The sequence below is a fragment of the Streptosporangium oxazolinicum genome (genome assembly GCF_039537505.1).
GTDB lineage: Bacteria > Actinomycetota > Actinomycetes > Streptosporangiales > Streptosporangiaceae > Streptosporangium > Streptosporangium oxazolinicum.
Genome location: NZ_BAABAQ010000017.1, coordinates 56,860 through 70,479, shown reverse-complemented (window position 1 = coordinate 70,479; position 13,620 = coordinate 56,860). Strand labels below are relative to the sequence as shown.

At 64.7% G+C, this 13,620-nt stretch carries 10 protein-coding genes; 6 read left to right on the top strand and 4 right to left on the bottom strand.

The genetic code is table 11. The features are described from left to right. Positions 1 to 42 precede the first annotated feature (42 nt). From ABD817_RS34740 to ABD817_RS34725, 4 genes are all read left to right on the top strand, one after another. A complete protein-coding gene (locus tag ABD817_RS34740) occupies positions 43 to 3,060 on the top strand; it encodes a DEAD/DEAH box helicase (RefSeq protein ID WP_344922620.1) in 3,018 nt (1,005 codons plus the stop codon). Continuing rightward, positions 3,060 to 7,349 (top strand): Eco57I restriction-modification methylase domain-containing protein, encoded by a 4,290-nt coding sequence (locus ABD817_RS34735; RefSeq protein WP_344922619.1) that lies wholly within the window; start codon positions 3,060 to 3,062, stop codon positions 7,347 to 7,349. Before ABD817_RS34740 ends, ABD817_RS34735 begins: the two co-directional genes overlap by 1 nt. A gap of 101 nt (positions 7,350 to 7,450) precedes the next feature. Beyond that, complete coding sequence (locus tag ABD817_RS34730; RefSeq protein ID WP_344922617.1) at positions 7,451 to 9,289, top strand: DUF4357 domain-containing protein; 1,839 nt, start codon at positions 7,451 to 7,453, stop codon at positions 9,287 to 9,289. A gap of 128 nt (positions 9,290 to 9,417) precedes the next feature. Further along, positions 9,418 to 10,491 carry an McrC family protein gene (locus tag ABD817_RS34725; RefSeq protein WP_344922615.1) on the top strand — a complete coding sequence of 358 codons (1,074 nt, stop codon included), beginning with the start codon at positions 9,418 to 9,420 and terminating at the stop codon, positions 10,489 to 10,491. Positions 10,492 to 10,501: 10 nt separating this feature from the next. Here the strand turns inward: ABD817_RS34725 and ABD817_RS34720 are convergent, their stop codons facing one another. Genes ABD817_RS34720 through ABD817_RS34710 form a run of 3 tightly spaced genes read right to left on the bottom strand, consistent with a single transcriptional unit; the run spans position 10,502 to position 11,796 of the window. Continuing rightward, positions 10,502 to 10,705, bottom strand: a complete 204-nt coding sequence (locus ABD817_RS34720) for a DUF397 domain-containing protein (protein ID WP_344922614.1) — start codon at positions 10,703 to 10,705, stop codon at positions 10,502 to 10,504. A 37-nt stretch (positions 10,706 to 10,742) separates the two neighbouring features. Continuing rightward, positions 10,743 to 10,940 (bottom strand): DUF397 domain-containing protein, encoded by a 198-nt coding sequence (locus ABD817_RS34715; RefSeq protein ID WP_344922612.1) that lies wholly within the window; start codon positions 10,938 to 10,940, stop codon positions 10,743 to 10,745. Between the two features lie 7 nt (positions 10,941 to 10,947). Next, entirely contained in the window at positions 10,948 to 11,796 is an 849-nt protein-coding gene (locus ABD817_RS34710) for a helix-turn-helix domain-containing protein (protein ID WP_344922610.1), read from the bottom strand. A 262-nt stretch (positions 11,797 to 12,058) separates the two neighbouring features. Here ABD817_RS34710 and ABD817_RS34705 point away from each other — a divergent pair, with 262 nt between their 5' ends. After that, positions 12,059 to 12,460, top strand: coding sequence for an ATP-binding protein (locus ABD817_RS34705; protein WP_344922608.1), 402 nt, complete (start codon positions 12,059 to 12,061; stop codon positions 12,458 to 12,460). Beyond that, complete coding sequence (locus ABD817_RS34700) at positions 12,457 to 12,693, top strand: hypothetical protein (RefSeq protein ID WP_344922606.1); 237 nt, start codon at positions 12,457 to 12,459, stop codon at positions 12,691 to 12,693. Before ABD817_RS34705 ends, ABD817_RS34700 begins: the two co-directional genes overlap by 4 nt. A 371-nt stretch (positions 12,694 to 13,064) precedes the next feature. On the opposite strand, the gene ABD817_RS34695 is transcribed toward ABD817_RS34700, so the two are convergent. Continuing rightward, positions 13,065 to 13,505, bottom strand: coding sequence for a hypothetical protein (locus ABD817_RS34695; protein WP_344922604.1), 441 nt, complete (start codon positions 13,503 to 13,505; stop codon positions 13,065 to 13,067). Between the last annotated feature and the right edge of the window lie 115 nt (positions 13,506 to 13,620).

Below are 13,620 nucleotides of genomic sequence, written 5' to 3'. Positions count from 1 at the left end.
CAGGAAACCGACAGAGACAACTACCCAAGGATCCCCCTCCCGATGACGATCACCCCCACCGTCGGTTCCCTGGTCTCCGCCCGAGGCCGTGACTGGGTGGTGCTCCCCGAGAGCGCCCCCGACATGCTCGTACTGCGTCCCCTCGGCGGAGCCGACGACGACATCGCCGCTGTCTTCCCCGACTTCGAGGAGGTCACGAGCGCCGAGTTCGCACCCCCGTCGGCCACCGACCTCGGCAACGCCCACGCCGCGGGCCTGCTCCGCTCGGCCCTGCGCATCGGTTTTCGCTCCGGGGCCGGCCCCTTCCGCTCGCTCGCGGGGATCGCCGTCGATCCCCGCGCCTACCAGCTCGTCCCGCTGATGATGGCGCTGCGCCAGAAGACCGTACGGATGCTGATCTCCGACGACGTCGGCATCGGCAAGACCGTCGAGGCCGGTCTCATCGCGAGCGAGCTGCTCGCCCAGGGCGGTGCGAAGGGGCTCGCCGTGCTCTGCGCGCCCGCGCTGGCCGAGCAGTGGCAGGAGGAACTGCGCACCAAGTTCGGCATCGACGCCGAACTGGTGCTGGCCTCCACGGCCTCCAGGCTGGAACGCGGCCTGGACCTGGGCCAGTCGCTCTTCGACCGGCACCCCCACGTGGTGGTCTCCACCGACTTCATCAAGTCCACCCGCCACCGCGACGACTTCGTCCGGCACTGCCCCGACCTGGTCATCGTCGACGAGGCCCATACCTGCGTCGCCGCCGACGAGAACAGCTCCACGCAGAACCAGCTGCGGTACGAGCTGCTGCGACGCATCGCCGACCCCAAGGTCGACCGTCACCTGCTGCTGGTGACGGCGACCCCGCACAGCGGCAAGGAGAGCGCGTTCCGCAACCTGCTCGGCCTGATCAGGCCGGAGCTCGCGGAGGTCGATCTCGGCTCGGAGGAAGGCCGCAAGCTGCTCGCCGCGCACTTCGTGCATCGCAAGCGAGCCGACGTGCGTCAGTTTCTCACCGTGAACGACGGCCTGGCCGACAACAGCCTGGCCGAGGAGACCTCGTTCCCCTCGGACCGTTACTTCAAGGACGAGACCTACAAGCTCTCTCCGGCCTACCAGGCCCTCCTCGACGACGCGATCGGCTACGCGCGTGAGCGGGTGGCCGCCGCCGGAGGCCAGGGGAGGCGCGAGGCCCGGATCGCCTGGTGGTCGGCGATCGCGCTGCTGCGCTCCCTGGTCTCCTCACCGCGTGCCGCCGCCCAGACGCTGCGCACCCGTTCGGCGGCGGCGAAGGCCACCACCGCCGAGGAGGCCGACCGGCTCGGTGCCCCCCTGACCAGCGACTCCTCGGAGAACGACGCCCTGGAAGGTCTCGACGTCGCCCCCGGCGCGGAGATCACGGAGGTCTCAGAGATCACGGGGACCGGCGTGGAGGTCGCGGAGGTCTCGAAGACCGGAAAGGGGGACGCGCGCCTCGCCGAACTGGCCGACAGGGCGGCCCTCCTGGAGGGAACGGCCGGTGACCTGAAGCTGGCCGCGCTGATCAGGCACCTCAAGAAGCTGCTCGACGAGGGCTACCACCCGATCGTCTTCTGCCGCTACATCCCGACCGCCGAGTACGTCGCCGAACACCTGGACGGCAAGCTCGGCAAGAAGACCGTTGTCCGGGCCGTCACCGGAACCCTCTCCCCGCAGCAGCGCCTGCAGCGCATCGAGGAACTCGCCGACGAGGCGGGCGACGACAGCGCGGCCCGCCGCGTCCTGATCGCCACCGACTGCCTCTCAGAAGGCGTCAACCTCCAGCACCACTTCGACGCCGTCGTCCATTACGACCTGGCATGGAACCCCACCCGCCACGACCAGCGCGAAGGCCGTGTCGACCGCTACGGCCAGAAGCGGGACATCGTCAAGGTCATCACCCTGTGGGGCAGCGACAACGGCATCGATGGCAAGGTCCTCGAAGTCCTCATCAAGAAGCACCGCCAGATCCGTAAGGACCTCGGTATCTCCGTCTCCGTTCCGGACGCGGCCTCCTCCGGGGTGACCGACGCGATCGTCGAATGGGTGCTGATGCGCGACCGGCAACGCGGTCAGGAGACGCTCTTCGGCCTTGAGGAGCTCGGCGCGATCGACGACAGGGCCGAAGAGCTGGAGACGGAGTGGAAGTCCGCCGCCGAACGTGAGAAGACCTCCCGCTCCCGCTTCGCCCAGCGTTCCATCCACCCCGAGGAGGTCGCCCGCGAGGTCGCCGCGATCCGCGACACCCTCGGACGCTCGGAGGAGACCCGCGACTTCGTACGACACTCCCTGGCAGCCCTCGACGGCGTCCTGCGCGACGACGCGAGCGGCGGCGACTTCACCGCGGAGGTGAGCGGCGCCCCGGCCGGGCTTCGCGACGTCCTCGCCCCTGTCCTCGGCGGCGACGCCGTCGAGCTGGGCCGCCCGGTCCCGTTCCGTACGACGGCCGCGGTGGCACGCGGCGAGGCCGCCCTGGTCCGCACCGATCCTGTGGTCGGCGCGCTCGCCGGATATGTACTCAACGCCGCCCTCGACGGCAAGGCGGAAGGACCCCGCCCGGCCCGCCGCTGTGGAGTGATCCGGACCAACGCCGTCGGTAACCGCACCACGCTGCTCCTGGTCCGCTACCGCTTCCACCTCACGCTGCCCTCCAGATCGGGGGAGCGAGAGCTCGTCGCCGAGGACGCCCGGCTGCTCGCCTTTGAGGGCTCACCCGCGAACGCCGTCTGGTTGCCCGCCGAGAAGGCGCTGGAACTGCTCGACGCGACCGCCGACGACAACACCGACCGCCACTTCGGCGAGCGCACGATGAGCCGCGTCCTGGACGGCCTGCCCGCCACGAAGACGCGTCTGGAGGCGTACGGCGAGGAACTCGCCGCCGAACTCCTCGCCTCGCACCGCCGGGTCCGCAGTGCCTCCGGCGAGATCGTCCGTGGTGTGAACGTCACCGCGCAGAAACCCGCCGACATTCTCGGCGTCTACGTCTACCTGCCGGCCTCCGACGCCGTCACTTCCGCAGTCGCCTCCGTCATTGTCCCCGCCGTCGCCGGAGGAGCAGCCTGATGTCCGCCACCGTCCGCAACCAGGTCTTCTCCGCCGTGCACAGCATCGGCGGCCTGCTCCCCGCCGACATGCTGGTCCGCATCTCCGAGGGCAGGGACGTCAAGGGCTCGCTGCCCTCCGACTACCGCGTCGTCGGCTCGCGTTCGGTGCGCGACGACGCCGAGCGCCACTGGGACTACCTCAAGTCGGTCTGGAAGGAGCTGCGCGCGAAGCTCCCCGTCGCACCGGAGGTGGAGGCCCCGTCCGACCCCACCGGTCTCGCGGTCACGCAGTGGCTCGAACCGCTCTTCGCGGAGCTCGGTTTCGGCGACCTGACGGCGGTCGGGGCGGCGGGCATCCCGTCCGACGACGGCGGCAAGACCTTCGCGGTCAGCCACCGCTGGAACCACGTGCCCCTGCACCTGGCCCCCTGGAACGCCGCGCTGGACAGGCGCCCCGGCGGCGCGGGCACGGTCCCGCCGCAGTCCCTGCTCCAGGAGTGCCTCAACCGCACCGAGGCGCACCTGTGGGGTGTCCTCACCAACGGCCGCCAGCTCCGCCTGCTGCGCGACTCCAACGCGCTCGCCACCGCCTCGTACGTCGAGTTCGACCTGGAGGCGATCTTCGACGGCGAGCTGTTCAGCGAGTTCGTCCTGCTCTACCGGCTGCTGCACTTCACCCGCTTCAAGGTCGAGGAGGACGCGGCGCCGTCGGCGTGCTGGCTGGAGAAATGGCGCGTCGAGGCGATCGCCTCCGGCACGCGTGCCCTGGACCACCATCGCGACGGGGTCCAGAAGGCCATCACCACGCTCGGCACCGGCTTCCTCAAGCACCCTGACAACAAGGCCCTCCGCGAGGACCTGGACGTCGACGCCTTCCACGCCGCGCTGCTCCGCCTCGCCTACCGGCTGATCTTCCTCTTCGTCACCGAGGACCGGGACGCGCTCCACTCGCCCACGGCGAGCGAGGAGGAGCGTCGGCGCTACGCCGCCTACTTCTCCTCCCGCAGGCTGCGCCACCAGGCGAGCCGTCGCCGGGGCACCGCGCACACCGACCTCTACCGGACCCTGCGGATCGTGCTCGACGCGCTCGGCAACGAGGACGGTCACCGGAAACTGGGCCTGCCCGGACTCGGCGGCCTCTTCGACGACACCGCCGCCGACGCCCCGCTGCACGGCCTGTCGCTCTCCAACGTTCATCTGCTGGAGGCCGTACGCCACCTCGACCGGGTCCGCGACGCGGACTCGGCCCGCTGGCGCCAGGTGGACTACCGCAACATGGGCGCGGAGGAACTCGGCTCCATCTACGAGTCGCTTCTTGAGCTCGTCCCCAAGCACAGCGCCGTCGATCGCACCTTCGAGCTGGTCAACCGCCTCGGCAACGACCGCAAGAAGACCGGCTCGTACTACACGCCGAGCTCCCTGATCGAGACCCTGCTCGACTCCACCCTCGACCCGGTCATCGACGACGCGCAGAAGCGCGGAGAGCTGAAGGCGTCGGCGGCGAGTGAGCCCGACCCGGCCGAGGCCATCGTCACCGAGTTGCTCTCGCTGACCGTCTGCGACCCGGCCTGCGGCTCCGGCCACTTCCTGGTGGCCGCCGCCCGCCGGATCGCCAAGCGCGTCGCCGCCGTACGGGAACGCAACCCCGAACCCACCCTGGACGCGGTCCGGCACGCCCTGCACGAGGTGATCGCCCGCTGCGTGTACGGGGTCGACCTCAACCCGATGGCCGTCGAGCTGGCCAAGGTGTCGCTCTGGCTGGAGGCCCTGGAGCCGGGCAAGCCGCTCGGCTTCCTCGACGCGCACATCAAGCACGGCAACGGGCTGATCGGGGCGACGCCGGTGTTGCTGCGCGACGGCATCCCAAGCAAAGCGTTCAAGGCAGTCGAGGGTGACGATGTCAGCTACGCGAAATTTCTTGAGAAGCAGAACGATAAGGAACGTGCGGGACAGGTTAGGCTGTTCGATGTTGCCGAGGAGACGAAGGTGGCCAACACCGCTTTCGCCTTTGGTCTGCGCCGCATTATAAATGCTCCTTCCGATACACTCGAAAAGGTTCATCGGCAGGCTGAGGACTACCGAAATTGGGAGAACTCCGCCGAGTATGTCAACGCTGTGCATTTGGCCGATGCCTGGTGTGCGGCATTCATGTGGCACAAAGTCAAGGACGCCCCGCCTGCGGTAACTCATAATGTCTTCCGTGCACTCCAGGACCCTGATGCCACAGCTGCCTCGCAGGTGACCCACGATGAGATCATGCGGCTCAGTCAGGAGTATCACTTTTTCCACTGGTATCTGGCATTTCCCGAGGTATTCACTGTCCCGGATGATGCCTCAGGCGCGGACGTGGACCCGGCCACCGGCTGGGCTGGGGGTTTTTCTTGCGTACTGGGCAATCCGCCGTGGGACAAGGTTGACTTCAAAGATCAGGAGTACTTCAGCATAGTTGAGCCGTCGATTGCCGTGATCTCTGGTACCGCTCGGCGTATCCGAATCGCCGAGTGGGCTAAAGAGAACACGGAGGCGGGTAAGCGCTACCGGGCCGAGCGACGCAAAGTGAAATCGACATTTCTGTTTGCAAGCGGCTCGGAGACGTACCCTCTGTGTGCCAAGGGGCTCACGGTTAAGGGCGTCAACTCACTCCAGACCGACCAGCTCTTTACTGAGCGCTTCGCCTACATTGCCGCACCCAAAGGGCGCTTCGGGTGCATCATCCCGACAGCCATCGCAACGGGCGCGGGGGCACAATATCTTTTCAGCGACTTCACTCGACGCGGCGCCATCGCCTCCTTGTATGACTTCGAGAACCGCAAACCGCTCTTCGTGGGGGTGCACTCTAGCTACAAGTTTTGCCTGCTCTCGATGACCGGCAAGGAGTTGCGTGAACCGGCGGCGAAGTTCGCCTTCTTTCTCGAAGAAACAGCTGATCTCGACGATGCTGAACGCATCTTCGCACTCAGCCCGGCGGAGATTGCTCTCATCAACCCCAACACCGGGACCCTCCCCATATTCCGCACCCGTCAGGACGCCGACCTCACTGTTTCGATCTACAAGAGCGCCCCTGTGTTGAAGCGTGGAGCGGATCCGGACGGAAACCCCTGGCGCATCTCCTATAAGCGTCTCTTTGATATGACTGATGACTCGGAATTTTTCCATACGAGACAAATGCTGGAGAACGGGGGGTGGGAGTTGAGTGGCAACGTATTCACGCGTGACCGTGACCGCATGCTACCTCTCTATGAGGGGCGTATGGGGCATCAGTACTTGCATCGGTTTTCCCACTCTTCCGGTTCTCAAGAGGTCACTCTCGAAGAATTGAATGATCCAAATTTCGTCGTGTTGCCGGAGTATTGGGTAGCTGAGGATATAGTGAGACAGCGCCTCGATAAGCGAGGCTTGAAAACTGGATCAGCTCTTCTTGGTCATAGAAGGGTTACGCGTAACACTGACGAACGTACGTCGATTTCCGCCATTATTCCATGGGGTGCTGCATCTTACGGATGGATCATTTCTGTTGGACCAGAAATGGCGCAGCTGCCCCTGCTGGAAGCCGTTTATAACTCATTCGTATACGATTATGTACTGCGAAATAGCCTTACCCAGCCCAGCGTTCCGCAAAGCACCTCTGAGCAGCTCCCTGTTCCCTCACCATCAGTTCTGTCTTTGCATAATTTATTCATCACGAGTCGTGTTATTGAACTTACTTATACGTCCTACGACATCAGCCTCTTTGCTCGCGATCTCGGTGACACGGGCGCACCCTTCTGTTGGGACGATGAGCGTCGTACTGTCATTCGTGCCGAACTTGATGCTCTTTTCTTTCACCTCTACAGCGTATCGCGCAACGATGCCGCCTACATTCTTGACAGCTTCCCGATCGTTAAGCGCAAGGATGAGGCTAAGTACGGTACGTACCGCACCAAAGATCTCGTCCTCGCCGAGTACGACCGCTTGGCAAAGTCCGGCGTAAGCCTCACCGTCCCCCTCGTCGACGGCGAGAACTACACCTCCACCCTCACCCCACCCCCTGGCCACGGCCCCCGCTATTCCAAGCAGTCGACCATCACCACCACGACCTTCCGAGGCGCGGAGAGTGCGTCTGTGATCGGCGAAGTACGCGAAGCCGCCCGTATCGATTTTGAAATATGGAAGGAGCCTCCAACTTCAGAAGTGTGTCCGGGGACCGGGCATAAGGGACGCCTGGAATTCCGAAACGGGTGGGAAGACTGGTACGTCCACTGCCCCGCCTGTGGAATGACGTGGACAGGTGGCAGTGACGTGATCGATCCACATAAACCCCTGCGGTGACGTTGAGTCTGGATGCCTTAAGTCGTGGAGATCGCTGCCTTCACACCAGGCGGTGACCACGTGCCCTCATCTATTGGTTGTGCCGACACCGAGAGGACCTGATGTCCAACCTCCATCCCGAGTTTCAACTCCGTCTGCCTGACGATGGGCCTGTCGCACGCGGCTGGCTATTAAACGAGAAGGGGGCCAACGGCAGCCAGAAGTTTGTGGTGTTAGCCGGGTCGCCGATCCGGCGGGATGTCGTGCCGTCGTTTGAAAAGCGAGCCGCTTCCGCGCACAGATTCCGTCAGGAATTGATCGACGATGGCTTGATCGCAGAGTCCGCAACTTTGCCGGGTTACTTAGAGGCGGTAGAAGACATCCCCTGCGGCTCGCCCTCGGCCGCCGCCGCGATCGTGCTTGGTCGCAATTCCAGCGGATGGAAAGATTGGAAGAGCGACGGTGGGCATCCGCTCGGCGACTTCGTTGACCAGGCGGGGTGGGGGGCCAGCCGTACTTGGCTGGTCCGGGGGACCAATGTGGCCGGGTTCGGTACGGTCAAGGATCTCTGGCTTTCCCAGGGGCGCGTGAGCCTCGCGGCGGAACGGCTGTGTGAGGGCGTCAAGCCGGGCATGAGTAAAAACCGTCTGCGCAGTCTCGTGGAGGAGGACTACGAGTCTGTCGTTTATACCCAGCGAGTCCGGCTGGTCGACGACTTTCACTTCTTCCTGTCTCGAATGAAGCTCGGGGACACCGTCTGCACGACTTCCCACGGCCTGTTGTACGTCGGGGAGATCACCGGCGAGGTGGAGCAGATCGTCTCTGAGGGAGGACGCTCGAACCTGCGACGTCCGGTGGAGTGGCAGAGCATCGGATACCCGTACGACGAACTACCCGAGGAGCTCCAGCAGAAGCTCTCCACCCAGCGCGACGTCGTCGACATCACCTCCAGCCAAGCACTGATCGCCGGGCTGGGCCGGAGCGACGAGGAGTTGGCCGACGAGGCGCGGGACATGGCAGGTGATTCGAGCCTGGAGATCGCCGCGCTCGCCGCCCGCCGGGAGCTGGAGCTCCCTGAGCCGACCCAAGGACTCGCGGACGAACTTCTGGTGCACGACGTCAAGTGGCTGCGTGAGGTGCGTGACCTACTCTGGGACGACCGGCAGCTTGTTCTCTACGGCCCACCCGGCACCGGCAAGACCTACCTTGCGCTCAAGCTGGCCGAGTTCCTCGGTGGCGGTCCCGAGCAGGTCAAGCTGGTGCAGTTCCACCCCTCGTATGCCTACGAGGACTTCTTCGAAGGCTTCCGACCTCAGGAGGATCCGGAGACGCGGGAGGTCGCCTTCCGGCTCACCGCGGGACCACTGCGTGAACTCGCCGATCTGGCATCCCGCGAGGGCAACCGGCACGTCCCGCACTTCCTTCTTATCGACGAGATCAACCGGGCGAACCTGGCCAAGGTCTTCGGCGAGCTGTACTTCCTGCTGGAGTATCGGAACAAGTCGGTGCGGCTCACCTACTCAGGCGACGACTTCGCGCTCCCGCCGAACCTTTTCGTCATCGGCACCATGAACACCGCCGACCGCTCCATCGCGCTCGTGGACGCCGCGATGCGCCGCCGTTTCGCCTTCGTCGAGCTCTCACCCCGGACCGAGCCGACCAGCGGATTGCTCCGTCGCTGGCTGGAACGCGAGGAACGAGACATCGAGCCCGCCGACCTCCTCGACGCGCTCAACGCGCGTATCGCCGACCCGGACTTCCGTGTCGGACCCTCGTACCTGATGAAGAAGGGGGTCTATCGCGATGGCGGGCTCGAACGCACCTGGAGGACGAAGATCCTGCCGCTGCTGGAGGAACATCACTACGGGGAAGGTGTGAACGTCGAGCTGCGCTACGGGCTGCGGTCGCTGCGCGCCGCCATCGCGACCTTCCCGGATACCGGCGAGCCCGACCTGTCATGACGTTCATCGAGCTCACCGAGTATGGCGAGGGGGTCTCGGTCCCACTCGATGATGCCGCTGGCCGGGCACTTCTGGCATCCCGCCTCGTCGAGGCGGGACCCGACCCGTACCGTCCAGGTCGGTGGCGGGTGAAGGCTGGAGGCAAGGTCGGTGTGGCCACGGTCGCCGTGCCCGATGGCGAGGCGGTCACCGTGCGGATCGAGCCAAAGATGTCCATCGCCAGGATCCTCTTCCTCCTGGGCTACAGCCTCAGTGCCAAGGGGTGGCGGCACGAGGAGGTACGACTGGGGGAGGAGCCGGAGCTGCTGTCCGCCCTCGCTCGTCTCTTCGAGCGGCAGGCGGACCAGGCCCTGCGACAGGGGCTGCTCCAAGGATATCGCAGCACCGAGGAGACCTCCCTCGTCGTACGTGGTCGCATCCGCGAGGCGGAGCAGATCCGCAGGCATCACGGTCGGCTCATCCCGCTGGAGATCGCTCACGACGAGTACACCTCCGACATCGCCGAGAACCAGCTCCTCCGCGCCGCCTGCGAACGGCTGCTGCGGTTGCCCGGCGGTATCCCCGGTGACGTACGCGCCAGGCTGCTGCGACTGCGCGTCCGGCTGGCCGAGATCACCCCGCTCGGACGCGGCCAGGAGCTGCCCGTCTGGCGGCCCACCCGGCTCAACGTCCGCTACCAGAACGCGCTGCGCCTGGCCGAACTCGTACTGCGCGGCGCCTCTGTCGAGCACCGGCCTGGCGACATCACCGTGAACGGCTTCCTCTTCGACATGGCCCAGGTCTTCGAGGACTTCGTCACCGTCGCGCTCCGCGAGGCCCTCGCCGACAACGGTGGCCACTGTGTTCTCCAGGCCACTCACTATCTCGACGAACGTCAGGCGATCCGGATGCTTCCCGACTTCGTCTGGTACGCCGACGACGGTACCCCACTCGCCGTGGCCGACGCCAAGTACAAGGCGGAGAAGCCCGGGGGTTTCCCAGACGCCGACCTCTACCAGATGCTCGCCTACTGCACCGCGCTCAACCTCCCGGAAGGTCACCTCATCTACGCCAAGGGCAACGCCCCGCACGCCGCCCACCGCGTCCGGCACGCCCGCATCACCATCCACCAGCACGCCCTCGACCTCGACCAGCCGCCGGCCGGGCTACTCACCGAAGTGAAAGCCCTGGCCCGGCGACTGGTCATGGTCATGCCCGTATAGCCGGTGCCCGTCAGCCGAACTCGCCGTTCCTGACACCGCTGACGAATGCGGACCACTCGCCCGAGGTGAGCTTCAGGATGGGGCCGCAGGGGTCTTTGGAATCCCGTAGGGCCTGCCCTTCATTGGGGAGTGCCGCGACCTCAAGACAGTTCTGTCCTTCTGCCGAGCTGAGGGAGGATTTACGCCAGGTGAGATTGGACTGGGTAAGGCTCATGATTTCCTCTCGGCTGTAGCTGCGCGGCGGGTTTTGGTCAGTCGAGCTGGCCGTTTCTTACGCTACTGACGAAGGCGGACCACTCCGAGGGCGTGAAGATCAGACTTGGCTCGTCGGGGGCTTTCGAGTCCCGTACCGCGACGATTCCAGGAAGGTTGCGGGCGACTTCCACGCAGTTGTTGCCGTCGCCCTGGCTGAGGCTGCTCTTGTTCCATTCGGCGCCAGACAGATCCATAGGTGTCTCACAATCGGTCGATGAGCTCGGAGAGATAAGCGATCGAGGCGTCAGCTCCAAGTGCGTTGGCAACGAGGCGCTGCATCATCAGGTTATAGCGTTCGAGCTGTTCGGGTTCTTCTAGATAGAGATTGTCTGTAGGAGTTTCAACGTAGACAACGTTCTGATCGGTAGGGTCAGGAAACCCGAGAATGACGAACTGACCCCACATTCCTACATGAGGACCCGCCGACATTGGAATGACCTGAATGGTCACGTGCTCAAGCGGTTGGGTATCGATTAGCTTGCGAAGTTGGTCGCGCATCACCTCTTTTTTGCTCATGGTTCGCAGAAGAGCCGCCTCGTCGATGATCGCCCGATATCGAGGTGGATTCGGGCGCTGCAGGATCTCCTGTCGGCGCATCCGCGCTTCCAAGCGTTTATCGAGTTCGGCGGGATCATAAGACAGGGAGGCTCGGATGAGTTCGGCCGTGTACGCGGAGGTTTGCAGCAAGCCGGGGATCACGAGGGGCTCGAAGGTGTCGATTGAGGAGGCTTCCGCTTCGAGACCCACGTAGCTGCCGGTGAAGACACCTTTGTACTGCTCCCACCAACCTCGCTCGCGAGCACCCCGGACGAGGTCCATGACCGCTTCCCTGTGAGCGTCCTCCGCCCCGTATAGATCAAGGATGTCTCGGATGTCGCGAGGTCGCGGCCGGGCCGTTTTGCCGGTTTCGAGGCGCGAAACCGTGGCCCGTGACATGTCCAGCGCCTGAGCGACCTCCTCCATGGTCAAGCCAGCGGCCTCGCGCAAACTCCGGAGTTCGGCAGCCAGACGTCGTCGGCGCACCGTTGGACTCTGGCCACTGTATGTCATCGCTTACCTCCAGGGCGTAGGGATGTCGATCGTAGAGCACTCGGTGCAAGGGAAGACATATCGGTCGAGTTTCAGAATGAGAGTTGCAGTTTGAGCCGTGCAGGCCGCATCATAGGCGCGTCAGACGAGCATGCTTTGTAAAGAGATAGTGATTCTGTGTGACATCAGTCGTTGGCTGGGTCGGATTTCGGTCTCGCGCCTCTGTGCCGCATATGCCAAGTGCGGCACTCCCTCTGTCGGCCTCGCCCTCGCTGGAGCACTTATGAAGACACCTCAAAACGCCCTTGAGGCGTACTGGGATCTGCCCGCCGATCCCGAAGCGGTCGGTAAGGCGCGCGGCCTCGTGCGGGAGGCCCTTGCCGCCTGGGACATGTCCTCCGTGGAGGAGAACGTGACCATGGTCGTGTCCGAGCTGGTGAGTAACGCGATCCTGCACGGCAAGGCGCCGATCACCCTCGCCCTGTACCAGTACAGGCGGGTCGTCCGTGGGGAGGTCACCGACCACAGCGCCGTGTGGCCGAACCCGGTCCCGGCCGGTCCGGAGGAGGAGCATGGTCGAGGGCTGGTGAACGCCGACCGGTGGGGCGTCGTACCGGCCTCGGAGGGCAAGCCAGCGGACGGCAAGACCGTCTGGTTCGTCTGCGCGGAGTGGAGGTCCCGGTGAGTGGTCCGCTGCCCATCGTGGATCTGTCCGACGGGGTACGCCTGTGTGCGGGGTGCGGCACCCACATCGTCACGCTGGCCGCCGCGGTACGCCTGATTTGGGCCGACGTCACCGACGACGTGATCCCGGCCGAGGCCGTCGAGCAGATCACCGCGCCGGTCGCCGACATCTGGGTCGACGTCCTGTGTGACCCGTCCTGCCCGTCGGGAGACCACGAACCACACCCGGGCTGACCACGCTGTCGTCGCCGGGCGGCCCGTTGTCATCGAACTTGTCTACCGACACTGCGGCAACCCGGTGGACCCGCTACGCGGCACCGGCCAGCTCGGCACCGGCGTCCGGTTCGACCTCCCAGCCCAGCCCCACCACCCCTGAATCCTCGAACCTCCGGGTTCGGCGGGATCGCCCTCACTTCCCACCGATCCCCTGAACCCGGAGTCGGTCCACGCCCGCGGCTTCCCCTTGCCGAGCGTGGACCGCACAAAAGGGCCGGTGTCCACGGACCTGATCCCCACTCGTCCGGGACGCTGGCCTCCCCATCCTGGGAGACACGGCAGAGTTCGGCCGATGAGCCGTGCGAGCAAGGGGAAATGAGGTCGGCAGGTCAGGTGGGGGAGGGGGAAGGCTTGTCGGGGCGAAAGCATGGCGAGCCCACCAACAGCGAAATTTCCAAACCGGATTCGCCGTCAACGGTGTCGAGGGCGAGACGAAAGTCGTCACTGGTCCTACCGGATAGCTGAGGCTTCCCCCGGTCGAATGCGTATTCGTTTGTAATTTTGTGTCCGGAGTTTTTCCAGTTGGTCTGGATCTTCCGGGCCACCTCGACCAGGTGCTCCTTGGGAATTCCTGTTAGATAATAGGATCGGATGACATATATTTCCCCAGTGAGAACGTTCCCCTCATCGGGAATACAAGGACGATCGGCGAGACTGGTGGGACTGAGCTTCATGTTGGGAACAGGTTTGACCTCGGCGACGGCTGTGCGGACGAGCTCCTCAACCCGTGTGGTGGCCTGTGCCTTGGAAATATTCGGTTTATCGTTCATTGTCGATTCCTTCGCGCAGCCACTGAGCCAACCCAGCACCGCTAGCGTAGTGAGCGCCGCGAAAAAGCGTAATCGCCGTGCCATGGGTTCCCTTCGCAACTAATTTGGCTGTCCG